We start from the raw sequence: 21571 nt of genomic DNA on the forward strand, positions 1-21571 counted from the left end.
CGGAGGGCCGGAGGGCCGTCTCTCGTAGCGAGGGGTCAGTGAAGGACCATAGGTCCGAGCGCAGCCCCTCGTTTTCGTTAGCGCAATAAGGGCACTCCCTCCTTTTGGTTAACAAGGAAAGCTTTCCCCATCCCTCAAAACCCCATTTTCATCCCAAAGCCAATGAAATAGCGGGTACAGAGGGCTACCTGCCCTTAGTTTTGTTGGGTAATCAAAAATACCGAACGATGCAGCGTACCCTTATTGTCCTCCTTTTTATCGCCTTTGCGAACCTACTAAACGCCCAACAAAACTTCCTTGACGATGCCGTTAACAACGGTTATTGCGCTGGCATCGCCGCCGGTATCATGGCGGATGGAGAAATCAGTTGGCAAGGTAATGCGGGCTTTGCTGATCGAGAGGCTGAAACTGCCTTCTTTGGGGAAACCATCAACCGCACAGCCTCCATCGCAAAACCGATGACGGCCGTTGCGGTCATGCAATTGGCGGAGCAGGGTAAGCTTGATCTTGATGCCCCGGTAGGTAATTATCTACCGGCCTTCGCTGCTGGAGATAAGGCGGAGGTAACCGTGCGACACTTAATGCAACATGCTTCGGGTATTCGTGGATACGAGAAGAATAAGGAAAGACAGAATTACGTGAATTACCCGACGCTGACCGACGCCATGAAGGTTTTCATGGACAGTAAACTGGCTTTTACGCCAGGCACCGACTATTCTTACACCACCTACGGTTACGTAGTCCTGGGCGTACTGATCGAAGTGGTTTCCGGAAAGACTTACGAAGCGTATCTGCAGGAAAACGTTTGGACACCGGCAGGGATGACCCGGACTGGCTTGGAAAAGGCAGGTGTCGACTATCCGGGAAAGGCTGCCCTGTACCACCAGCTAAAACCAGGAAAGATCAAACCTGCTAAGGCGACCGATCTGAGTGACCGGGTGCCGGGAGGCGGTATCCAGTCGACGGTAGATGATTTGTTGCGGTTCGGTGCCGCCGTCCTTGATGGCACCTTGGTCACGCCCGAGAGCCTGGCGGCAATGACCGCAGACAGTGGCCTGAAAAAGGAAGATAATGGCTACGGTATGGGCTGGTACCTCTACGGCGAGAACGAGATTGTGGGAGCGCTCTTTGGGCACAACGGTGAGCAGCTGGGGTGTTCTTCATTCTTATTCCTGATACCTGAGACGAATTCTGTTGTGGCGATCGTCTCTAATACATCCGGCGCCAAAAGAGAAGTCGGGGATATATTGAACCATCTGTTTTCGGTCGTTGTAGCGCAACAAAGAGCTAAGGGTGGAGAGTAGGAGTTTGGTTTAGCTGTTTACTGTGTAGTGGGGCGGGGGCGCAGGTGCAGGGGGAGTTGTTGGGCGGTGCCCGTTGCGGCGCTGCGCGCCGCTAGCGTGGCCTCACCTCCGGAGCCTTAACGTGTATGGGGCTCACCCCGGATTGCGGCCGCTACCGCTAGCCTACATCCGGGGATATTCAGGGTCGACCCCTACGGGGTCATCTGAACCGCCTAAAACGAATCAACCACCAACACCCCCCGGTGCTCAAATGCATTCATCTTCGGTAGGGCTACCGCTGCTTCGGCAAGGCTGATGGTTCGTTCAATGAGTTTTTCCGGATGCAGCTTTCCGTTACTGATCATCTCCAGCATTTCAGGATACTTGTGGGCCTGCATACCATGGCTGCCGAAGATCTCCAGTTCGTGTGCCAGCACTTTGTCCATCGGTATGTTCGGGTGCTGGTGGTCGCCGGTCATGAGGCCGATCTGGATATGGCGGCCGCGTTTTCTGAGGTTGGCAATGGAGTTGAAGCACGTCTCCTGGCTACCCAGGGCATCCAGGGAAACGTGTGCACCGCCTTTTGTCAGGTCCTTGATCTCTTCCACCACGTCGGCGCTATTTGCTCCGTTTACGGTGGCAAAGGCGCCGAGGCTTTGGGCAAAACGAAGTGTCTCTTCACTAATGTCTACTCCAATCACCTGTGCCCCCAGGGCACTGGCGATCATGATCGCCGAAAGCCCCACACCACCGCAGCCATGTACCACTACGTACTGCCCGCCAGTAACCCGACCCTGCTGAACGATGGCACGGTAAGAAGTGATGAATCGACACCCAAGCGTTGCCGCAGCAACGGAGCTGATCTCCGGAGGGATCTTTACGAGGTTGGTATCCGCAAAGTCGATGGCCACGTACTCAGCAAAGGAGCCCCAATGGGTAAAACCCGGCTGAGATTGATGGTCACAAACCTGATGATTACCGGAATTACATTCTCCGCAAGTACCACAACCACAGACGAAAGGTACCGTGACGCGGTCGCCTACTTTGAAGTTTCGTACTTGCTTACCAACTGCGGCTATCGTACCGGCCAGCTCGTGCCCCGGTACGTGGGGGAGAGTAATGTCGGTGTCGTGTCCTACCCAGCCGTGCCAGTCGCTACGGCAAAGACCGGTGGCTTCTACTGCAATGACCACGCCCTTATCCTTTGGGCTTGGATCGGGGAGAATTTCGATGGTGATGGCCCCTTGAAAATTACGGTAAAGTGCTGCTTTCATAGTTTGATATTGGTAGGTGATGACGGTTGACAGGGACCAAATGTAATGGTGATTTGACGAATGCGCTTCGAATTATTCTATGCGTATGTATCAGAAATTGAACAAGCAGATTAAAAGAAGATAAGGCCTTAACCGCTTTAATCGCAGGTCTAAACAGTCTTCTTTTTCCGTGCTCCTTTAATACTTTTCCCTGCACCTGCGACCGCGCCCTGCATATAAGCATACTTGTATGTAATGCATGTGCCTACACCCTTTACATATAAGTACGTTTATATGTTTTCAACACAAAGTCTTACCAAATTCTCAGGAACCTCCCTAAACCTTCCCCCGTTCAAGCGGTTACTACATCCTATGATCGAGACCATCAAAATCTGTGATGAGCAGGAAATACGTGCCTACGGAAAATTTGGAGATATAGAGGTTTGGCCCGGAAAGCCTTACCCATTGGGTGCTACCTGGTCACCTGCAGGCGTGAATTTTGCGGTGTTCAGCGAACATGCCACCAGAATCGATCTATGTCTGTTTCCCGAAAAAGGGACAAAGCATAAGCGTTACCGTATTCAGCTGATGGAGCAAACGGACCTGGTCTGGCACTGCTTCATCCCTAAACTGGAGACGGGTTGGCGTTATGGTTTCCGTGCCTTTGGCGAGTGGAACCCGGGGGAAGGGAAAATTTTCAACCCGAACAAGCTGTTAATCGATCCTTACACCAAGGCCATCGACGGTACCATTGACTGGCACGATGCGGTATACCCTTACCCCATTCATGACGAGGATACTGACCGTTACCTGAAAATGGATGAACAGGACTCCGCGCCTTATCTGACCAAAGGAGTGGTCATTGATACCAGCTATGATTGGGAGGGAGTAAAACGGCCGGAGCTGCCGATGCACCAAACGATCATCTACGAAGCTCACGTTAAAGGTTTTACGGAGCTAAACGACCAAGTGCCTGAAAAACTGAGGGGGACTTACGCTGGATTAGCACACCCCTCGGTCATCGAATACCTGAAAAACCTGGGGGTGACGGCGATCGAGTTAATGCCCGTCCACCACTTCGTGCAGGACGATCGCCTGGTCAAAATGGGCTTACGGAATTACTGGGGATACAACAGCCAGAGTTTCTTCGCTCCGCATGCCGATTATGCGTCCAGTGGTCACGCCGGCCAGCAAGTGCGGGAGTTCAAGGATATGGTCAAAAAATACCATAAGGCCGGGTTGGAGGTTATTCTCGATGTGGTGTACAACCATACCGCAGAGGGCAATCACTATGGCCCGATGATTGGGATGAAAGGCCTCGACAACTGGAGTTATTACCGGCTGAAGCAGGACGATAAGCGGTACTACATGGATTATACGGGAACGGGTAACACCGTGAACATGATGCACCCGCGTACTCTGCAACTGGTGATGGACAGCCTCCGGTACTGGGTAACGGAAATGAAGGTCGACGGTTTCCGCTTTGACCTGGCCAGTGCGCTGGCCCGCGGCCTGTTTGAAGTAGGGAAACTGAGTACTTTCCTGGATACCATCCACCAGGATCCGGTCATCAGCCAGGTAAAATTGATCGCGGAGCCTTGGGACGTAGGCCCAGGTGGCTACCAGGTAGGTAACTTCCCCGTACTGTGGTCGGAGTGGAACGGTAAGTACCGTGACAACATCCGCTCCTTCTGGCGTGGCGATGAAGTAGGCGTAGGAGAGTTGGCCTACCGCCTCAGCGGCTCGTCGGACCTGTACGAGATCGGAGGGCGCCGACCATCAGCCAGTATTAACTTCATCACTGCCCACGATGGCTTTACCTTACGGGACCTCTACAGCTACAACGAAAAACACAACCTGGCCAACGGTGAAGACAACCGGGATGGCGAAAGCCATAACATCAGCTGGAACTGTGGTACGGAAGGCCCGACGGAAAACCCCCAGATAAACGCCCTGCGCAGTAAGATGCAGCGTAATATGCTGGCAACACTTTTCTTGAGTCAGGGCGTTCCGATGCTGACGATGGGCGACGAATACGGACGAACTCAGGGCGGAAACAATAACGCTTACTGCCAGGACAATGAGATCAGCTGGTTTAACTGGGACTGGACTGAAGAACAGCAGAAGCTGCATGATTTCACTAAGGCATTGATCAAAATCCGTAAGGAAAATCCCATTTTCCATCGTCGACGGTTCTTCAACGGCCGGAAGATGGAAGACAACACGCTGGGAGATATCCTCTGGATCAACGCCACGGGGACGGAAATGACCCAACAAGACTGGTCGGACTCCCGTACCGGCAGCCTGGGGATGATCCTGAACGGCGGGGCTATGGTTGAATTCGATGAACAGGGGACCCCGGTCAAAGACGACATCTTCCTGTTGATCCTCAATGCCTGGCGGGAGGGCGTCAATTTCACCCTGCCTGGGGTCAAGGACCTCACACACTGGAAATGCGTTATCAATACGGAAAAAGACAGCATTTCTACTGAGGAGGAAACACCAGCAAATACTGAGATCATTCTTGCACCCCGTTCCCTTTCACTCTACAGACTTAAAACGATGGAAGCCAACCGTACGCCGGAAGGTAAGTTGATGGTTAATATAGTGGACCAGGTTCGGAAGTTGTGGGAGATGATCCAAGAATAGTCTTATTGGGCCGTTGGTGCTATTGGGACTATTGGTATCTTGTGGCTGGGTCAATGCCCTAGCGGACTAACAGACCAATAAAACCAACAGACCAATAAGACCAACAGACCAATTGTATGCAGCTGCTCAACGAAAAACAGATCGCTCAGAAAGTCAACCGTATGGCCGTGGAAATCCTTGAGCGGAATACCGAGGAAGACGAACTGTACCTGATTGGCATCAACAACCGGGGTATGGAGTTTGCCCGCCGATTATTGGCGGTGTTACATGAGCTTTCTTCTGCGCCGATAGGCTTGCGGCAACTGACGATCAGCCCAGCCAGCCCGCTGGTACCCGGACCATTGTTGGAAGGGAATCTGGCGGAGCTCGAAGGTAAGGCTGTTCTGCTGGTGGATGATGTTGCCAATACCGGCCGTACGTTATTCTATGCCCTCAAACCATTGCAGAATATTCTACCCAGCAAGATTGAAGTTGCGGTGCTTGTGGACCGCCGGCATAAGTCATGGCCCGTATACGTGACCTACCGCGGTATGGACCTCTCAACAACCATCGGGGACAACGTCCTGGTCAACTTCGGAGGAGGTGAGGGGGATGTGGCGGTGTTGGAATAGAATAGTCAGAGAGTCAAGGAGTGGAGCTCCTCACGAAATTCTTCAGTTACATCGTCATCTTCTGAACTGTAGCTTTTTCTAATGCATGACCTAGACGCTATGCGTTGAGCACTACACTCGAAGCATAGCGTCTAGACCTGACTACGTGACTACTTGACTCCCTGACTGTTTGACTCTTTTACTTAACCAAAGTCATCTCCTCCACCAGATGCGGAGCTCCTCCCAGCTTATCGATCAGGAAAAGTACGTAGCGAATATCAACCATGATGTTCCGGCAAATTGACGGGTCGTAATTCACGTCACTCATGGTGCTTTGCCAGGTGCGGTCGAAGTTGAGTCCGACGAGCTGCCCTTCACCGTTGAGGGCCGGGCTGCCACTATTACCACCGGTAGTATGGTTGGAGCCAAGGAAGCAGACGGGGAGTTTACCGTTTGTCATGGCATATTTGCCGTAGTCTTTGGCCTTATGGAGGTCGACTAACTTTAACGGCAGGTCAAACTCATAGTCGCCGGGCTTGTACTTGGCGATAACGCCGTCGAGGTCGGTGACGAAATCGAATTTTTTGCCGTCGAGCCCTTTAAAACCCTCTACTTTACCGTAGCTGACGCGCATGGTGGAATTGGCATCAGGGTACAGTCGTTTCTCGGGGAAGAAAAGGAGCAGGCCCTTCATATACTTTCGCTGCAGCGGCGCTGCGCGCTGCTGGTACTCGTTATAAATGTCAACGACCCTTTTCTCATTGTGCATGTTCAACTGTGCGGCGTACTGGTAGCCAATGTCACCACGAATCAGGTTCAGAGCGTTTTCAGGATCATCCTGCAACAGTTTCACCAGGCGATCACCTTTCGTGAGGTAGCTGCGTTCAAAGAGATCGGTAATCATCCGGTTCATGGAACCGGCGAATTCGACTTGATCTTTTACGTAGAAACTCAGGTGTTCATCTGGTACCATTTCGTAATAAACCGGCAGTAAAGCTTTAGCTACTTGTTGGTCTACCTTTGGATTATATCCGCTGTAGAAGCCCTCTAAGTAATTGATGATACCGGGGAGACGCTGCCTGAAGGCTTCGATGCCACTCGCATCGGCAATCTTGACTTGCCGACGGAGGATGTTGGCGATCCGAAAGAGGTCGATGTTGTAGTTCAGTTCGGCGGCATAAGCATTGGTTTTAGCCACGTCCTCTTGCCTGCTGATGAGATCGTTGAGTTCACCAATGAGCGGTTTGTAGGTGGCCTGCTCTCCCGGTTTAGCTCGCAGGCGGGTCAGGAACTCACGCTCCATGGCCAAACGGTTTTTGATGCCGTCAACGGCCGCAACGCCCTCGCTTTCTCCGCGCCATTTCTTCCAGGAATTGGCGATGCGTGCCTGTTTACTGGCGTAGTCGATCTTAATTTGTTTGTCGGCGCGCATGGCCGAATCGATCACGGCGAGGCTACGGTCGCGCATGCCGATGCGGATGGGGTTAATGACCTCCGTACGCTGTTTCATGGCTTCTGCTGTCAGGTATTGGTCGGTGCGGCCGGGGAACCCGAAGATCATGGAGAAGTCGCCTGGCTTCACGCCTTTGAGGCTAACTTCCAGATGTTTTTTAGGCTTCATTGGCACGTTGTCGGCCGAATAATCTGCCGGGCTGCCGTCTGGGGCAGTGTAGATGCGGAAGAGGCTGAAATCACCAGTGTGACGGGGCCATTCCCAATTGTCGGTGTCGGCACCGTATTTGCCAATGGAAGAGGGTGGGGCACCCACCAGGCGTACGTCGGTGTATTTTTTAGTAATGAAGGCGAAGTACTGATTACCATCGTAGAACGGTTTTACGATCAGCTCTTCATGGTCTTTCAACTTGAATTTTTCCCGGAGTTCTTTCAGATTTTCTGCGACTTTGGCGGAGCGATCTGCTTCCGACATATCGTCTTCAACGTTGTCCAGGACGCGCTTGGTGACGTCTTCAATTCGTTCGATGAAGGTGACGAAAAGGCCAGCGTTGGGCTTTTCGTCGGCCTTGGTTTGGGCGTAAAAACCATCTTGTAGCAAGTTATCTTCCAGGCTGGAGTGGCTCTGGATGGCGCTGAAGCCACAGTGGTGGTTCGTGAGAACGAGGCCCTGATCACTGATGACCTCGCCGGTACAGAAACCGCCGAAGTGGACGATGGCATCTTTAAGACTGCCCTGGTTGATGCTGTAAACATCGTCGGCAGTGATCTTCATTCCCATGCCTTTCATTTCTTCCTCATTGAGGTTTTCGAGCAGTAAAGGAAGCCACATTCCGCCGCCGGCAGCAAGCAGGAGAGGAAAGCAAAAGGTGAAAAGTAGGAGGAATAATTTATGCATGTTCGAGTAGATGATTTGATGAATCCGGAAAAGTAACGTCGTGAGGGCGGCTTGCGTTGTGTTGGGGAGAGCAGAGGGTGTGGCAGGGCCGGAGGTCCGCCTCTTGTAGCGAGGGGCAAGCGCCGATCCGAAGGATCAGTGTGGCCCTCGTTTTCGTTGGTTAGGCGGGGCCGCAGGTGCAAAGTAAGGATAAAGGCAAGCCGAACACGACGCCACCAGCAGCGGTTGGAGCTAGAAATCAATAACGCTACGCAGAACAATGCTGAAACAAACCCTGCTTCTTTTACTCTTTTTATGCACCTGCGCTTCGACGCCGCTCAGCGTAAAAGCCAACTCCATTGGCTCCGGCCAACTCTTCGCGAACGATACTGAACCAGATGAGCCTAGTATCCGGAAAATCAGCGTAGTGAACCACCTGGGCCGGGAGCACTTCCGAATTAAGACCGCTAAGGCCACCTATTTCTACGATCCGGTCGCCGGAGGCTTTAGTTCTATTTTTGACAAACTCGGCAATGATTGGGTGAGCTACAACGACGACGAAGCCCCCGAATACCCAGCTGCCGCTGCCACCAAATACCGCGGTTTACCTAACCTGGTGTACGGAGGGGATGACGATGGCGTTGGCCACCCCGGCCACCAGAAATGTGAAAGCCGCGTCGTAGGCCGAAATCGAATTCATACCGTTTCTCTCTCGGGGGAGTGGGCCTGGACCTGGACGTTCTACTCCAATGCCGCAAAACTCGAAGTAGAGAAAGCACCCGACGACCAGCCTTATTGGTTCCTCTACGAAGGTCCCGCCGGCGGTAAATATCAACCCCGGTCAACTTTCTGGGCTACCGACCTGACCGACCCCAGCTACGTGATTCATGACCATTTCGCCAACAAAATCTATCGTGCCCAGCACCGATACATGTATTTCGGAGAGGACCACGTCCCCTATGTTTTTTTCATGATGCAAACGACCCCGGACACCAAGCCGGATCACATCAGCTACCTCGGAAATGAAGAAATAGGTGCCCGTGACAGCCCCGATGGTATGATCGTAGCTGGGTTTGGCCGTGCTGAAAATGCTACTCCTTTACTGACCGGGCCCAATACTTTTATCATTGGCCTGACCCGGTACAACGCAAAAGATCCCCTCTCCATAGGACGAACCCGCCAACGGTTAGAAAAACTAGCCCGGAAAAGAAGTCGATCGTCGAAGCTATTAATTCCTTGATTTTGGGTAAGACATCGCACAAAATGCTACTACGAGTGTTGTATTAGTATAAATTACCCCAATAGATGTCAGAAGCTATCACGCCGCCAACTAGTTTTAACGAAGCCAAGAAATCACAAACCATCTACCGTAACATTTGGGGCGGTGATGATTTGCACGTCGGGCTGTACGACGAAGCCGACCTTACCCCTTTTGAGGCCGCCCGGGCCACTACGGACCGGATGTTGCGCCTTTTTCCCAAAATTAACCGCAGTACCCGGATCCTAATCCTGATGTCCGGCTTCGGTACTGCTGCCCGCTACATCGCTGAAACCCACAACTGTAAAGTCGATTGTCTCAACGATGACAATGAGCAGAACGCCTTTAACCAGGCTGAAATCGACAAGCTGGAACTCACCAAAAAGGTAATCGTTACCTACGGTTCTGTGGAGTATATGCCCTATGCGCCGGATACTTTCGACTACGTAATCGCTCAGGACAGTTTCAGTATTACGGACCAAAAGGAGCCTATGTTCCGCGCCATTCACCGGGTCATGAAACCTGAAGGCCGCCTGGTTTTCAGTGCCATCCTGGCTAATGAAGACCTCCCTGAAAGCGTTAATGCCCGAATCGCTGAACTGCCGGTAGAGGAGTTAACTACCCTCAGTCAGTATGAAATGGACGCTAAACGCGGCTTTTTTCAGCAAATCTTTACCATCGAAAGACCACAGCATCTGGCCACTCACTTCACGAAACTTGCCGCAATCCTGCGGGAAAATGAAGCCAAACTGGTAAAGCAAAGTAGCCGGGCCTTCGTGGATGCACGACTTAAGGCCTGCGAAGACTTTACCGCCCTGGGGCAGGAAGGACACCTTGGGTGGGGCATCCTGTTGTTTCAGAAGTTGAACGGGTAAAGCAGCCAAAGGCTGCATCAAGTTGTGGGGCTGTCAAGGTTTTAGGTGTCGGGGTATCTGGCAACTAGAAAACTTGACAACCAGAGAACCTGACAACCTGACCATTATCCTCCCAGTTGCCAGATCAACTGATTAATAAAGAAGAACAGCACGAGGTAGATCCACAACCCGTCCAGAAAATGCCAATACATGGTAAGGAGGCGGAGGTTGAGCCGTTTGTCGGGGTCAGAGAAGTAGACCAGGACAGATACGGGTTCTTTCATGTATTTCCTTGCCTTGTAAAGGAAAACACCAAGAAATGGGATACCACCAATGACGTGGGCGAAATGTAATCCGCTAATGACGTAGAGGTAGCCAGCGGAATTGTCGGACGTAATGTACACCTGTTGATCGAAAAGCTGGTACCAGGCGATGCATTGCATCACCAGGAAAAAAATGGATAGCCCCATGGTATACCACAACATATTGGTGTACTGTCTGGTATCATCAGCGAGGTAGGCTCGCTTGGCCCGAATCATGGTGTAACTTCCAGCAAGTAGAATTGCTGTGTTGAAGACAAACAGAATGGGCAGTTTGATGGGGGGGAGGTTGCTCTGGATCCTGGTGTAAACAAATGCGGCGGTCAGGGCCAGGAACAGCATGGTCAGGCTGAAGAGCAACAGCGTCAGAAAGACATTCTTGGGGTGAAAGGCGAAGCCGTCATTTTGTTGATCCGCTTCGTCAACTTGGGGCAGTTCGTAGGGCCGGTTTTCCATAATCAGATAGTCAGGGAGTCAAGAAATCAGGTAGTTGTGGCCATTCTGTTTGACTACTTAACGATCTGACGGATTGACGGTATTCTTATTTCGTATGCATTTTTCGGAGCAATACTTCACGTCATCCCAGTTCTTCTCCCATTTCTTGCGCCAGGAGAAGGAAAGACCACAAACGGGGCAAACTTTGGTGGGGAGGTGGGGCTTTTTGTGCGCCATTGCTTTAGTCAGAGAGTCGGGGGAGTCAAACAGTCATTGCAGTACTGTTTAACTCCTGAGGACTTCCCTATTTCTTAGATAGCTTAACAATCTCATCCATTACCGCCTCTGCTTCGGTGAGCTTGGCAGCGTAGCCTTTTAGGTCGCCGTTACGTTGAAGCTGCATGGCTTCTTCAAGCAGACGTTCGTGCTTTTTATCTAATTCTTTGGTGGGATTTTTCTTGAATAGTCCAAACATAGTCGATTGATTTTTAGGTGTAACGGGGTAAGGTAATGATGGTTGCAAGATCAGTGCTTTTTCGGCGCGGGCGCAGGTGTGAAAAGAACATTGCCCTTAAAAGTCTTTTCATTGCACCTGCGGCCGCGCCCAGAAATATTTAGCGGATCAGTAAGATATTGCCATCGATCCGCTCCTCATGCCCGTCGATGAAGCGGACCAATAATTGAAAAACGTAGTAACCTGCCGGACGCTCCTGCCCTTCCCAGGCTTCCGCCGTGGGGGAATTAAATACCAAATTTCCCCATCGGTCAAATACCCGGAGACCCCGTAAATTTTCCACGCCCGGGCCGGGGTACGCACGCCAAACGTCGTTGAGCCCATCGGCATTGGGACTAAAGACATCGGGCAAATACAACGACCGATCGGGTAACACGGAAACTCTGATGGAATCACTCGCGGTACAACCACTTTCTGGGTCGAGCACCGTAGCGGTGAACACGCCCGAAACCATGGGCAGCAGGCTGGGGGAGGGGCAATCATTACAACTCAGTCCTTCCGCCGGTGACCAACTTATGAGGGCCGATGGTACAATAGTGGTGAGCTGCAAATCAGTGCGCTCTCCAAACGCAACGACGGCTGGCGAAGCGCTGATGCGAAGGTCGAAATCAATCGCCTGGCAGTCGCAGTCCGGGTCAAGTTCATCGATTAGTCCGTCGCCGTCATCATCAAACCCGTTGGTACAGTTTTCTGGCTGTGGTCCGCAGTCAAGCGTGATGGGTAGGGTGCGGCTGAGAATCTGGCAGTTGTCGGGACCGGTGATCCAGACGGAAAAATTTTGCCCCCGCGCTGCGTTATAGGCCAGAGGCAAACACTCTTCCGTTGCGCCAACGATGGCTGCGCTGTCCTGATACCATTGGTAAGACCAGACCCCGGGTGGGGAATTTGTGCATAGAAGCAGATCCTGATCGCAGCTCCGGGGGAAGAACGTTATGTCGGCCTCAATGGGGTCGAGGTCGGCGGCCTTCAGGCTTACGTTATCGATAGCCCAGTACGTCAGGTTTTCCGCCAAAGTATCTTCTCCGGCCTGGCAGCAGTCGGAGGCGATGGCCAGGTAGCGGTAATTAGCACCGGCAACGAAGCTTGTGACGTAGTTAGTGAAACTGGCCCGGCGACCCTTCACGATATTTATGGTAGCCAGTTGGTCCCACGCCGGAGCTTCGGAATAGCACCGTTCAGGAGAGACTTGCAACTGGGTGCCGCTTCGGCTGCCGAGGATGACGATGCGGTGAACGGCGGCCTCATTGATGCCGTCCAGCCCGGCTTCCGGAAGCGAGAAATTAGCTGCGAAGCGGTAGGCAAGGCCGCTTTCAAGCGCATCATCTAGCTGGGTAGCCAGGTATTCTTCCTGTTGGCGTTGGCTTTCGTTCGCTCGGCCGTAACCGCCAACGCCCTGATAATTGCCGGTTGCACCATCGACGTAGCCGATGTTGACGGCGGGGTTCGCGGCCGTGTAGCATGGGGTGTGGAGGTTGACGCTCTCCTGTTGCCAGCCGAGGGGGCAATTGTCGCTGCTGAAAAGAGACACACAGCCTGTACACTCCGCAATATCGGCCAGTTCCTCGAATCCGCCGTTGGTGATCAACTCCGGGCCAATGGGCAGGGGGCGGGGGTGGCAGCTGCAGTCCGGATCGCGGAGGTCGGTCATTCCGTCACCGTCGTCGTCTAAGCCGTTGCTGCAATCTTCCCGGGAGAGCGGCGTCGGGCGTATGTTACTTGTTTCGCCGGGATGCGCCGCCAACAAAAAACAGCTCGTCAGGCCGATTAAGAGTAAGCGCATAATGGTTGGGTTCTAAGGCGTAGTGAAGGAGCTTGTTCTTAGTGGCCGACAGCTCTTGTCGGTACAACCTTTTATCCGTTAAGCTGCTTGGCAAAAAGGCGGGATATGTCTTTAAACGCTTTGAATTCCAACGCATTGCCGGCGGGATCATAGAAAAACATCGTGTTTTGCTCACCGGGCAGGCCGGTGAAGCGCACGTAGGGCTCGATTTCGAATTTGACACCTTTACCACGCAGTCTCTCGGCAAAATCGTCGAATTGTTGCCATTCGAGTACGACGCCGAAATGAGGCACGGGGACGTGCTTTCCGTCTACTTCGTTGCGGTGGTCTGCTTCCTGCTTTTTCGGGGCCAGGTGAGCGACAAGCTGATGACCGAACAGGTCAAAATCAATCCATTCCGTATCGGTGCGGCCTTCAGGACAGCCGAGTACGGTACCGTAGAAATGGCGGGCAGCTTCAAGGTCGTCTACCGGTACGGCGAGGTGGAAAGGTTGGATCATGGCTTCATGGATTAAATGGTGAGGGAGTATTTTGCGGGGCTAAAGTACGGTGCTGGAACATATTTTAGGGGCGCGGCCGCAGGTGCAAAGGGCGGATAATGGAAAAAGGCTGAAGGGCCATGAGCTGGTCGCGTTTCTTGCAGATGGGTGGTAAAAAAAACCGCCACCAACTCCGGCCACCACTGTGCGAGCCGAACTAAGCTTTTCTTTCCGCTAAAACGTTAAATTACTCTTTGGACCTGATCTAAATAGCTTACTTTTGCTGCCCGAAATTAATAATTACCCCAAAATCGAGTTTTTCATGGCTAACAAAGAACCTCTTTCGATCAAAATGCGCGTCATCCACCGTTACCTCGGCTTTTTCCTGGCCGGCGTGATGGCCATGTACGCCATTAGCGGTATCGTACTGATCTTCCGGAATAACGACACCTTCAAGCAGGAAATAAAGATTGAACAAACGGTAGCGGCTGAACTGAGCGGACCAGCGCTCGGGCAGGCCATCAAGTTTAAGAACCTGAAGTTCACGCGCACCGAAGGCGATATGGATTACTTCGACGACGGCAGCTATAACCGGGCTACCGGAGAAGTGACCTATTCTAAAAAGGAGTTGCCCTTCGTATTGGACAAGCTCACGCACCTGCACAAGGCAACCACTAAGGATCCACTCTACTTTCTCAACATCTTCTTTGGGTTGAGCCTGTTGTTTTTTGTAATTTCTGCTTTCTGGATGTACATGCCAGGGGGAAAGATCTTGCGTAAGGGTTTACTTTTCACCGCAGGGGGAATTATCCTCATCCTGATTATGCTATTTGTGTAATTAGGCCCAACTTTGCGCTATCGAAATTCTGACCTACTCCCAGATCGGGACACATCATACCGATCATAACGAAGATGCTTTTATTTCCGAAGAAATAACCGATCGTCACCAGCTGCTCGCGGTGATGGACGGCTGCTCTATGGGAGAGGACCCTCATTTCGCTGCTGGCCTTATCCGTAAAATACTGCGTCGAATTGCGCGACAGACGAACCTTAGGACGTTTGCCGAACGTACCAACCCCACTAGCGTTGAACTTCTGAAAGCGACACTGGGCGCCCTCTTTGCCGACCTCCGTCGGCTCAAGGCTGACCTGGATCTCTCCGACACGGAAATACTCAGTACCCTAATGCTGGCCATAGTGAATACCCGCGATTGTTCTGCCGAAATTGTGGTTATCGGGGACGGCGTTATTGCCTGTGACGAGGAAATTTTAGAGTTTAATCAGGAGAATAAACCTGATTACCTCGGTTATCATCTGGCGGAGGATTTTGAAGATTACTGGAACAGCCTGACGCAACGTGTTTCTGCCAGCGACTTTCTGGACCTGGCGATGGCTTCCGATGGTGTTTTTTCTTTTAAAGCCTTCAGTCATGATTCCTACCGACCGGTCACGGAAGACGAGCTGCTCACTTATCTCCTCCTTGACCGGGAAGAAGGGCCTGCCGAAAATACTTACCGCAGAAAACTAATGTACATCAGTAATACTTTTGGCCTAAAGGCTTCGGATGATTTGACGGTAGTGAGGCTATCCTACTAGCGGATTTCTCTGCGCAGCTGACCATTCAGGTCGAACACTTCGTATTGGTCCACGTTGTTTACTATGACTTCAACTACTGTTTTATAAAGAAGCCAGGTGAAGACATAAGCTTTGTCAGCAGGGCGGAGTATTTTACCAACAAAACCATAAAACGACTACTTCTGGATTTCTTGCAGGTTGGATTTATGAGAGAAAAAAACCGATAAAACTAAAGATTTAAGGAGGGGAAATTGGCAAATAAACCAGGTTCGGATAGGAGTTAAATAAAAATATTTTATTTGTATCGAGTACATTTTTTGAGAAAACACATAACAGTTATCAATCGTCTAACACAACTAAGTTTATCCCGGCCTGCCTTAAGCAGGCCCTGGATGGAATATTGCTCTTGCACGGGTAATAAAAGCGTATTTTTCACCTGCTTAATTCTTATCTTTTTCTTAGTTGGGGGAGGTAATGAAATATGCGGCCAGGTTAATTATAGCACCAGTTATAAAATAAACGATCCTGCTCCCGCTACTTTGGGCTTATCTCCTGAGGAGAGGTATCGGCGGCACGAGGAATTTCTTCAAAAGGCTGAGGCAGAAGGCGATACCTTGTTAATGATACACGGATACAATTACATGTTCAGGGAGGAGGTGCGCCGTGAGGATTTTCCCGCAGCGACAACGTACCTGGTGCAGGCGGAATATCTGGCCGAACGAAGTAATAAACCCGTATACCTGGGAGCGGTGGCCTTCCTGAGGGGGCAGTTGCACGCCTTACTCAAGCAAACGGATGAAGGTATTGCCGCTTATTTCAATGCCCGGGATAAGTGTCGGCTGGCCGGAGATAGCCTCTGTGTTGGCAGAAGTCTGGAACAGTTAAGCGCGATGTATTTGTTCAAGCGTAAGGCGGATACCATTGAGCTATTTTATGAGCAAGCTATAGTTTTGCTGGAAAAGTACGGAGGTGAGAGCGACGTAGCAATAGCTAAAACTAATTTCGCCCGTTACTTAAATATGCGGTTTCGATCTGACGAAGCAATTCCATTGTTAAAAGAAGTGATTGAGATCCGGGAAAGAGGGACCAATGGACGTTCTATCACCCTTGCTAATAATAGCCTTGCCGAGGCCTACTGGCGCACCGGTCAGTATGATAAAGCGATAGCCCAATATAATAAAAGTTTGCAAATTTCCCGGAATTATGGCCTTGTAGAAGGCAGGATTGGCATTTATGCGGGGCTGGAGCAGGTGTACATTAAGCTAGGAAATTATCAGAAGGCATACCTGTATAAAGATTCTTCCCTGGCCATACGGGATACGCTTATCGGTAAAAGAACTGTTCAGCAGATTTCGGAAATTGAAAGTAAGTTCAATACTGCCAAAAAGGAATTGGAACTGGCTACTGCAGAAAAGAATTTAGTCCTTTCAAATGCACGATCAGAGCGCTTTTTATGGATCGTGTGCGGACTGGGAATTTTACTCTTTTTCACAGTTTTTATTTGGAGATTACAGGTGCGAATCGCTAAAAAAAGAATTGAAGAAGGAAGTAAAAACCTGAGAAGACTAACCCGGCAACTGCTGGAAAAGAATACGGCCATATTGGTGGGAGAGAAAAAGCTTAGCGAGGTAGAAGATACCGAGGTTGAGACTGATGAGGAGTCACCTGATGGTGAGCTGGATCCGCTGGCGGAGCCAGAGCTTGAGCACTACAATATTTTGGATCGTACCATCCTTACTGAAGAAGATTGGGCGGATTTCAAGGTGTACTTTGAAGAAACCCACCCCGGGTTTCTCAAAAAGCTTCGTACTTCTTTCAATGATATGACCACCGCTGAACAGCGGCTTTTCTTGCTATTGAAACTGAAATTGACTTCCAGGGAAATTGCCACTATTCTAGGTATTTCCTCGGGGGGCGTGAAGAAGACCCGAAACAGATTGCGCAAACGATTAGCATTGGCAACCGAAGATTCTCTGGAGGAGCACGTTGACAACTTTGGTAAAGGAAGTTACCGCCAGGTTGCTTAAGGCTTGCGTTAAAAATGGATTACACTTGCCGGTAAAGCACGGATAATTGATGAACCGTAATACCCGTAGCCACTGCAACGTTCAGGCTGTGCTTAGTTCCGAATTGCTCAATCTCAATGGTGCCGTCGGCCGCATCGATAAGGGACTGGGAGACACCGTTCACTTCATTTCCGACCACCAGGACCAGATGCTGGTTGGCTGGCGCGACGAAGTCGCGCAACCGCACACTTTGCTCTGTTTGTTCCAAACATTGCACCTGCGCACCGTCGCCCCTTAACGCTTGCACCAGGCTAACGGAATCCTCATGGTGGCTCCAGGAAACCGTCTCTGTGGCCCCCAATGCTGTTTTCAGAATATCCCGATGGGGTGGGGTTGCGGTGATGCCACAGAGGTAGACATGCTTCAGCGCAAAGCAATCCGCCGTGCGAAAAATACTGCCTACGTTGTTGGCAGACCGGATATCATCGAGCAAAATGGATACCGTTATTTTTTCGGTGCCCGCATATTCCGTCGGTGTGAGGCGCTGTAACTCAGCCATGGATTTTTTACGATGCGTCATTCAGAAGAATTTTCTATTTTAGCGAGGAGATTTTTTCAGGAAAGACCTGAGCTGATGAAAACATTAATGTTGTTAACCTTCCTAATAACTGCCACAAATTTCGTGGTGGCTCAACCTGCTGCCAGGTCGTCGGCAACGGCTATCCGGTTTATATCAAGCAAAGGTTTGGTAACTAAAGCAGACCCGTCTTCTTCTCATGCGGGCCCAAAAGTAAAGAATCCCCAGGCCGCGGGCCGTGCCGGGCACGCAGAAGTTATAATCCTGCCGCAGAATCGGCAGCAACTCAAAGGCCCCAGGTACAAAAACCTTAAACGTTCCCGTTGGTCTGGAAAAAGGAAAGCAAAAAAGGTTACTGTCTTGCGTAAGCGGTTAAGCGGACCGCGTTTTAAGAACCGGTCGGTGCGCACGGTCCCACGGCAGTATTGAGAAAGCGTTGTAACGAATGCGGTACCAGAAGGTATAAAGGTTTGTAGCTCCGGCAATGATGTCGGGGTAAAAAACACCATACCATGACTAACCGAACAAACACTTTTCTTGGCCTTCTGGCAGCTTTCCTGGTCTTCTTTAGCTGTGCCTGTGATCCTTGTGGGGGAGAGCAAGGAGCTATAGAAATAGACTTTTCTGACCGTACCGCACCAGATCTTTATTGGCAGATCGTAACCCGAACTACTACGCCTTCGGGGCCCATCAGCGCAATCAGTATCGTCAATGATTCAGATTATTCCCTTTCTATGACCCAAAATGACGTCGTTGAAATAACGCTGCTGGGGGAAGACAACGAAAGTGGTATCGAATGGCTAAATCTTCAGGGGGGCTTTGGTTACACTTGTTCCAGGCCCGATGCTGCCATTGCTTTAAGTGGCATTGTTCCGGGTAACCGGGTCTTCTTCAATTTCGCGGAAGGCGAGTGCGCCCTGGCCGAGGCGGAGTATCCCGTTTATATCATCGATGGCTCTAACCTTTGTGTCAACGATTACCCGAACCTGACCAGCGGCGGCTACGTACTGACGGGCTCCGGAGCTAACTCAAATATTATTATTCGCCAGGATTACCGGATCACGATCAATATCCTGAACGCAGCGATTTAGGAAGACTCTAGCTCCTTTCGGGGAAGCCTGCAACACAAGTTGGCGCGGTCGCAGGTGCAAAGAAAGTTTAAGGGCAAACCGTGCCAACTTCCTGAAGGCCACGGTGTTTCACTGGAAAACCCATGCACCCAACTTATACCGTCCAGCTGCTTTCGAGCAAGAAAATCCGGGAAATACCCGGAGATTGGACAACGAAAGATTATCTCCAAATTCTCGAGTTGACCGAATACGGCGATACCGCCGAATTGTCTCCCGCTGACGCTGAAGAGATGGCCAAAATGTCATTGGCAGATATGCCCAAAGACGAAGCAGCTCTGTTGCTACTCAACTATATTTTCCCGGAGGGTACCCTCACCAAGGGACAGCTAGAGAACTGCGCTCAGGAAATGGATACGGAATCCCTGTGGGAAGAATATCCAGAGCCTGACAAACACCGTCAGTTTTTTCGGGCCGCCAGTTTGCTCTATGATGCCTTTAACGGAGGATTCCCTAAACCTGAGGCCTGCCGGCTTGAATTGCGTATTACTTCGGTTAAAACGGCAGGACGGACATTTCTAAATGATCCCGAAGCAGCTTTCTTACTTAGGCTCCTGGCAGCAGGAATGGACGGCCACGCTTTACTCCACCGGCTTTTCGAGAAGGAGCTGACCGGATCATCTTTTCCCAGCGCTCCATTCATTATTTGGGAGACAAGTGTCGTCATTGATGGTGATGATCACCTGATTACGGTGACCAGCTCAGATTACTGGCTGGAAGCCTACAACCCAGTAGCTGTGTACGAAACTAAGGCCTGGGAGGATGAAGTCCCGGAAGAGGATTAGTACAACTCTGGTAATAATAACGAAAACAGCCACCGCTACAACGTAACGGTGGCTGTTTTATAGTATAGAAATCTAAAGGCCGATGGCCATCTAAAAGCAAAGTACTAATTAATTACCAAGGTAATTCTTCAGCAGCTTAGAACGGTTGGCTCCGCGCAGTTTGTTGATGGCCTTGTCCTTAATCTGGCGTACCCGCTCACGGGTCAGGCCAAACTTTTCGCCAATATCTTCGAGGCTCATGGGGTGCTCAACGCCAATACCGTAGTACAGCTTGATCACGTCACACTGGCGTTCCGTAAGGGTGCCGAGGCTACGGTCGATTTCGCGACGGAGGGATTCTTTGTATTCCAACGCAGAGTCCGTGCCTGGAGTGGCAGTGTTGGCCAGTACGTCGAGGAGGCTGTTGTCTTCGCCTTCTACGAACGGAGCGTCCATAGAAACGTGACGGGCAGCAACGCCAAGGGTAGTTTCTACTTCCTCGGGAGCGATTTCCAGTTGGGTAGCAAGTTCTTCGCTGCTGGGCTCACGCTCAAACTGCTGCTCCAACATGGAGAAAGCCTTGTTGATCTTGTTAAGGCTGCCTACTTTGTTGAGAGGAAGACGGACAATCCGGCTTTGCTCAGCAAGCGCCTGTAGGATCGACTGGCGAATCCACCAAACGGCGTAGGAGATGAATTTGAAGCCACGGGTTTCATCAAAGCGCTGTGCGGCCTTGATGAGTCCGAGATTACCTTCGTTAATCAGGTCACTCAGGGAAAGACCCTGGTTCTGGTATTGTTTGGCTACGGAGACCACAAAACGAAGGTTGGCCTTCGTAAGTTTTTCAAGCGCGATCTGGTCTCCCTGCTTGATCCGCTTTGCCAGGTCAACTTCCTCCTCGGGGGGCAGTAGATCTACTTTACCGATTTCTTGCAGGTATTTTTCGAGCGACTGACTCTCGCGATTCGTGATCGACTTAGTTATTTTTAGCTGTCTCATACAGGATTGACGTTTTTTAAAAGCGCGCGCAAAATTACGGGTTTTTTCCCTAAAAATCAATAGCTTATAGCTAAAATCTGCCGCACACATAACCCAAACAACAAATAGGCATAATAGGTTGGCTTGAAAAAGAATTTTGGTAGTCTCGTTTTATTTACCTTAATTGCCCCACTTCATCCCTCCCAAATAACTGATATGGAACGCGTTAAGTTTACTTACGAATTTATCTGCCGGGCTTCCCCGGCAATTGTCTATCAATTTCTCACTGACCCCGCCTGTATTACCAGATGGTTTTGCGACGAAGTAGATGTCAATGACCAGACCTATACCTTCGTATGGGAAGGTTCTGCTGAAATTGCAGAATTGATCGAAGACAAAGAAGCGGACATGGTTCGTTTCTCCTGGGAAGATTCCGATGATGATGACGAATACCTGGAATTTAACATTACCAGAAGTCCGGTAACGGGCGAAACCATTGTCTACGTCACCGACTTTGCTGATGACGATGAAGTCGAAGATCAGCGTGCATTATGGGAGTCGCAGCTCACCCGCATGAAGGCCAAGATGGGCGGATAAGTTTAGTCTGACGGCCTTGTCGCCTTGTGGCGCAAGAAAAAACGGAAAGCCTGCTTCGTCAAATTGATTGGTACAGTTCTTATTTTACTTTCTTACGGTAATGCTTACGAGCGGAGCAAGTCCCTTTGTGCGGTAGTCATTAGCTTCGCTACTGCCTGCGGCGGTCGGTTATTCTCTCCTTCAATTATTCACCATTTGATGGCT

At 50.8% G+C, this 21571-nt stretch carries 20 protein-coding genes; 11 read left to right on the forward strand and 9 right to left on the reverse strand.

Translation table 11 applies throughout. From position 1 onward, the window contains the following. Window positions 1-227: 227 nt before the first annotated feature. Entirely contained in the window at window positions 228-1304 is a 1077-nt protein-coding gene (locus tag B036_RS0126750) for a serine hydrolase domain-containing protein (protein WP_157472494.1), read from the forward strand. Window positions 1305-1516: 212 nt separating this feature from the next. On the opposite strand, the gene B036_RS0126755 is transcribed toward B036_RS0126750, so the two are convergent. Then, window positions 1517-2557 (reverse strand): zinc-dependent alcohol dehydrogenase family protein, encoded by a 1041-nt coding sequence (locus B036_RS0126755; protein ID WP_020571798.1) that lies wholly within the window; start codon window positions 2555-2557, stop codon window positions 1517-1519. A 351-nt stretch (window positions 2558-2908) separates the two neighbouring features. Here B036_RS0126755 and glgX point away from each other — a divergent pair, with 351 nt between their 5' ends. Then, window positions 2909-5185 (forward strand): glycogen debranching protein GlgX, encoded by a 2277-nt coding sequence (gene glgX, locus B036_RS0126760; protein WP_020571799.1) that lies wholly within the window; start codon window positions 2909-2911, stop codon window positions 5183-5185. A 116-nt stretch (window positions 5186-5301) separates the two neighbouring features. Next, window positions 5302-5796 carry a phosphoribosyltransferase family protein gene (locus B036_RS0126765; RefSeq protein WP_020571800.1) on the forward strand — a complete coding sequence of 165 codons (495 nt, stop codon included), beginning with the start codon at window positions 5302-5304 and terminating at the stop codon, window positions 5794-5796. 178 nt (window positions 5797-5974) lie between these two features. Here B036_RS0126765 and B036_RS0126770 read toward each other — a convergent pair whose 3' ends face one another. Continuing rightward, entirely contained in the window at window positions 5975-8125 is a 2151-nt protein-coding gene (locus B036_RS0126770) for a S46 family peptidase (RefSeq protein ID WP_020571801.1), read from the reverse strand. A gap of 259 nt (window positions 8126-8384) precedes the next feature. Here B036_RS0126770 and B036_RS0126775 point away from each other — a divergent pair, with 259 nt between their 5' ends. Together B036_RS0126775 and B036_RS0126780 are read left to right on the forward strand one after the other, a co-directional pair. Continuing rightward, complete coding sequence (locus B036_RS0126775; RefSeq protein ID WP_020571802.1) at window positions 8385-9344, forward strand: hypothetical protein; 960 nt, start codon at window positions 8385-8387, stop codon at window positions 9342-9344. 65 nt (window positions 9345-9409) lie between these two features. Next, window positions 9410-10237, forward strand: coding sequence for a methyltransferase domain-containing protein (locus B036_RS0126780; protein WP_020571803.1), 828 nt, complete (start codon window positions 9410-9412; stop codon window positions 10235-10237). Between the two features lie 104 nt (window positions 10238-10341). Here the strand turns inward: B036_RS0126780 and B036_RS0126785 are convergent, their stop codons facing one another. The 5 genes from B036_RS0126785 to B036_RS0126800 all read right to left on the reverse strand — a co-directional run bounded on the left by B036_RS0126785 (window position 10342) and on the right by B036_RS0126800 (window position 13765). Further along, entirely contained in the window at window positions 10342-10992 is a 651-nt protein-coding gene (locus B036_RS0126785) for a cytochrome c oxidase subunit 3 (RefSeq protein ID WP_020571804.1), read from the reverse strand. A 57-nt stretch (window positions 10993-11049) separates the two neighbouring features. Further along, a complete protein-coding gene (locus B036_RS34500) occupies window positions 11050-11208 on the reverse strand; it encodes a DUF2256 domain-containing protein (protein ID WP_071596815.1) in 159 nt (52 codons plus the stop codon). Window positions 11209-11275: 67 nt separating this feature from the next. After that, a complete protein-coding gene (locus tag B036_RS33830) occupies window positions 11276-11446 on the reverse strand; it encodes a DUF6435 family protein (protein ID WP_020571805.1) in 171 nt (56 codons plus the stop codon). Between the two features lie 139 nt (window positions 11447-11585). Then, window positions 11586-13265 (reverse strand): T9SS type B sorting domain-containing protein, encoded by a 1680-nt coding sequence (locus B036_RS0126795; RefSeq protein ID WP_020571806.1) that lies wholly within the window; start codon window positions 13263-13265, stop codon window positions 11586-11588. Between the two features lie 71 nt (window positions 13266-13336). Next, window positions 13337-13765, reverse strand: coding sequence for a VOC family protein (locus B036_RS0126800; protein WP_020571807.1), 429 nt, complete (start codon window positions 13763-13765; stop codon window positions 13337-13339). Between the two features lie 301 nt (window positions 13766-14066). On the opposite strand from B036_RS0126800, the gene B036_RS0126805 reads away from it, so the two are divergent. The 3 genes from B036_RS0126805 to B036_RS0126815 all read left to right on the forward strand — a co-directional run bounded on the left by B036_RS0126805 (window position 14067) and on the right by B036_RS0126815 (window position 17345). Continuing rightward, entirely contained in the window at window positions 14067-14582 is a 516-nt protein-coding gene (locus B036_RS0126805; protein WP_026232380.1) for a PepSY domain-containing protein, read from the forward strand. 43 nt (window positions 14583-14625) lie between these two features. Further along, window positions 14626-15339 (forward strand): protein phosphatase 2C domain-containing protein, encoded by a 714-nt coding sequence (locus B036_RS0126810; RefSeq protein WP_264758383.1) that lies wholly within the window; start codon window positions 14626-14628, stop codon window positions 15337-15339. A 278-nt stretch (window positions 15340-15617) separates the two neighbouring features. Continuing rightward, a complete protein-coding gene (locus tag B036_RS0126815; protein WP_157472497.1) occupies window positions 15618-17345 on the forward strand; it encodes a tetratricopeptide repeat protein in 1728 nt (575 codons plus the stop codon). A 19-nt stretch (window positions 17346-17364) separates the two neighbouring features. Here B036_RS0126815 and B036_RS0126820 read toward each other — a convergent pair whose 3' ends face one another. Continuing rightward, entirely contained in the window at window positions 17365-17904 is a 540-nt protein-coding gene (locus tag B036_RS0126820) for an RNA methyltransferase (RefSeq protein WP_020571811.1), read from the reverse strand. A 509-nt stretch (window positions 17905-18413) separates the two neighbouring features. On the opposite strand from B036_RS0126820, the gene B036_RS0126825 reads away from it, so the two are divergent. Both B036_RS0126825 and B036_RS0126830 read left to right on the forward strand, forming a co-directional pair. Then, window positions 18414-18992, forward strand: coding sequence for a hypothetical protein (locus B036_RS0126825; protein WP_020571813.1), 579 nt, complete (start codon window positions 18414-18416; stop codon window positions 18990-18992). A gap of 122 nt (window positions 18993-19114) precedes the next feature. After that, entirely contained in the window at window positions 19115-19813 is a 699-nt protein-coding gene (locus B036_RS0126830) for a hypothetical protein (protein ID WP_020571814.1), read from the forward strand. A gap of 108 nt (window positions 19814-19921) precedes the next feature. Here B036_RS0126830 and B036_RS0126835 read toward each other — a convergent pair whose 3' ends face one another. Then, a complete protein-coding gene (locus tag B036_RS0126835; RefSeq protein WP_026232381.1) occupies window positions 19922-20791 on the reverse strand; it encodes a sigma-70 family RNA polymerase sigma factor in 870 nt (289 codons plus the stop codon). A 195-nt stretch (window positions 20792-20986) separates the two neighbouring features. On the opposite strand from B036_RS0126835, the gene B036_RS0126840 reads away from it, so the two are divergent. Continuing rightward, a complete protein-coding gene (locus B036_RS0126840) occupies window positions 20987-21367 on the forward strand; it encodes an START-like domain-containing protein (RefSeq protein WP_020571816.1) in 381 nt (126 codons plus the stop codon). Window positions 21368-21571: the final 204 nt, after the last annotated feature.

Source organism: Neolewinella persica DSM 23188, from assembly GCF_000373105.1.
GTDB lineage: Bacteria > Bacteroidota > Bacteroidia > Chitinophagales > Saprospiraceae > Neolewinella > Neolewinella persica.

Bases quoted from the DNA above. Each gene is read 5' to 3' on its own strand.
- B036_RS0126750 (WP_157472494.1), top strand. From the start codon at position 228: ATGCAGCGTACCCTTATTGTCCTCCTTTTTATCGCCTTTGCGAACCTA.
- B036_RS0126755 (WP_020571798.1), bottom strand. From the start codon at position 2,557: ATGAAAGCAGCACTTTACCGTAATTTTCAAGGGGCCATCACCATCGAA.
- glgX (WP_020571799.1), top strand. From the start codon at position 2,909: ATGATCGAGACCATCAAAATCTGTGATGAGCAGGAAATACGTGCCTAC.
- B036_RS0126765 (WP_020571800.1), top strand. From the start codon at position 5,302: ATGCAGCTGCTCAACGAAAAACAGATCGCTCAGAAAGTCAACCGTATG.
- B036_RS0126770 (WP_020571801.1), bottom strand. From the start codon at position 8,125: ATGCATAAATTATTCCTCCTACTTTTCACCTTTTGCTTTCCTCTCCTG.
- B036_RS0126775 (WP_020571802.1), top strand. From the start codon at position 8,385: ATGCTGAAACAAACCCTGCTTCTTTTACTCTTTTTATGCACCTGCGCT.
- B036_RS0126780 (WP_020571803.1), top strand. From the start codon at position 9,410: ATGTCAGAAGCTATCACGCCGCCAACTAGTTTTAACGAAGCCAAGAAA.
- B036_RS0126785 (WP_020571804.1), bottom strand. From the start codon at position 10,992: ATGGAAAACCGGCCCTACGAACTGCCCCAAGTTGACGAAGCGGATCAA.
- B036_RS34500 (WP_071596815.1), bottom strand. From the start codon at position 11,208: ATGGCGCACAAAAAGCCCCACCTCCCCACCAAAGTTTGCCCCGTTTGT.
- B036_RS33830 (WP_020571805.1), bottom strand. From the start codon at position 11,446: ATGTTTGGACTATTCAAGAAAAATCCCACCAAAGAATTAGATAAAAAG.
- B036_RS0126795 (WP_020571806.1), bottom strand. From the start codon at position 13,265: ATGCGCTTACTCTTAATCGGCCTGACGAGCTGTTTTTTGTTGGCGGCG.
- B036_RS0126800 (WP_020571807.1), bottom strand. From the start codon at position 13,765: ATGATCCAACCTTTCCACCTCGCCGTACCGGTAGACGACCTTGAAGCT.
- B036_RS0126805 (WP_026232380.1), top strand. From the start codon at position 14,067: ATGGCTAACAAAGAACCTCTTTCGATCAAAATGCGCGTCATCCACCGT.
- B036_RS0126820 (WP_020571811.1), bottom strand. From the start codon at position 17,904: ATGACGCATCGTAAAAAATCCATGGCTGAGTTACAGCGCCTCACACCG.
- B036_RS0126825 (WP_020571813.1), top strand. From the start codon at position 18,414: ATGACTAACCGAACAAACACTTTTCTTGGCCTTCTGGCAGCTTTCCTG.
- B036_RS0126830 (WP_020571814.1), top strand. From the start codon at position 19,115: ATGCACCCAACTTATACCGTCCAGCTGCTTTCGAGCAAGAAAATCCGG.
- B036_RS0126835 (WP_026232381.1), bottom strand. From the start codon at position 20,791: ATGAGACAGCTAAAAATAACTAAGTCGATCACGAATCGCGAGAGTCAG.
- B036_RS0126840 (WP_020571816.1), top strand. From the start codon at position 20,987: ATGGAACGCGTTAAGTTTACTTACGAATTTATCTGCCGGGCTTCCCCG.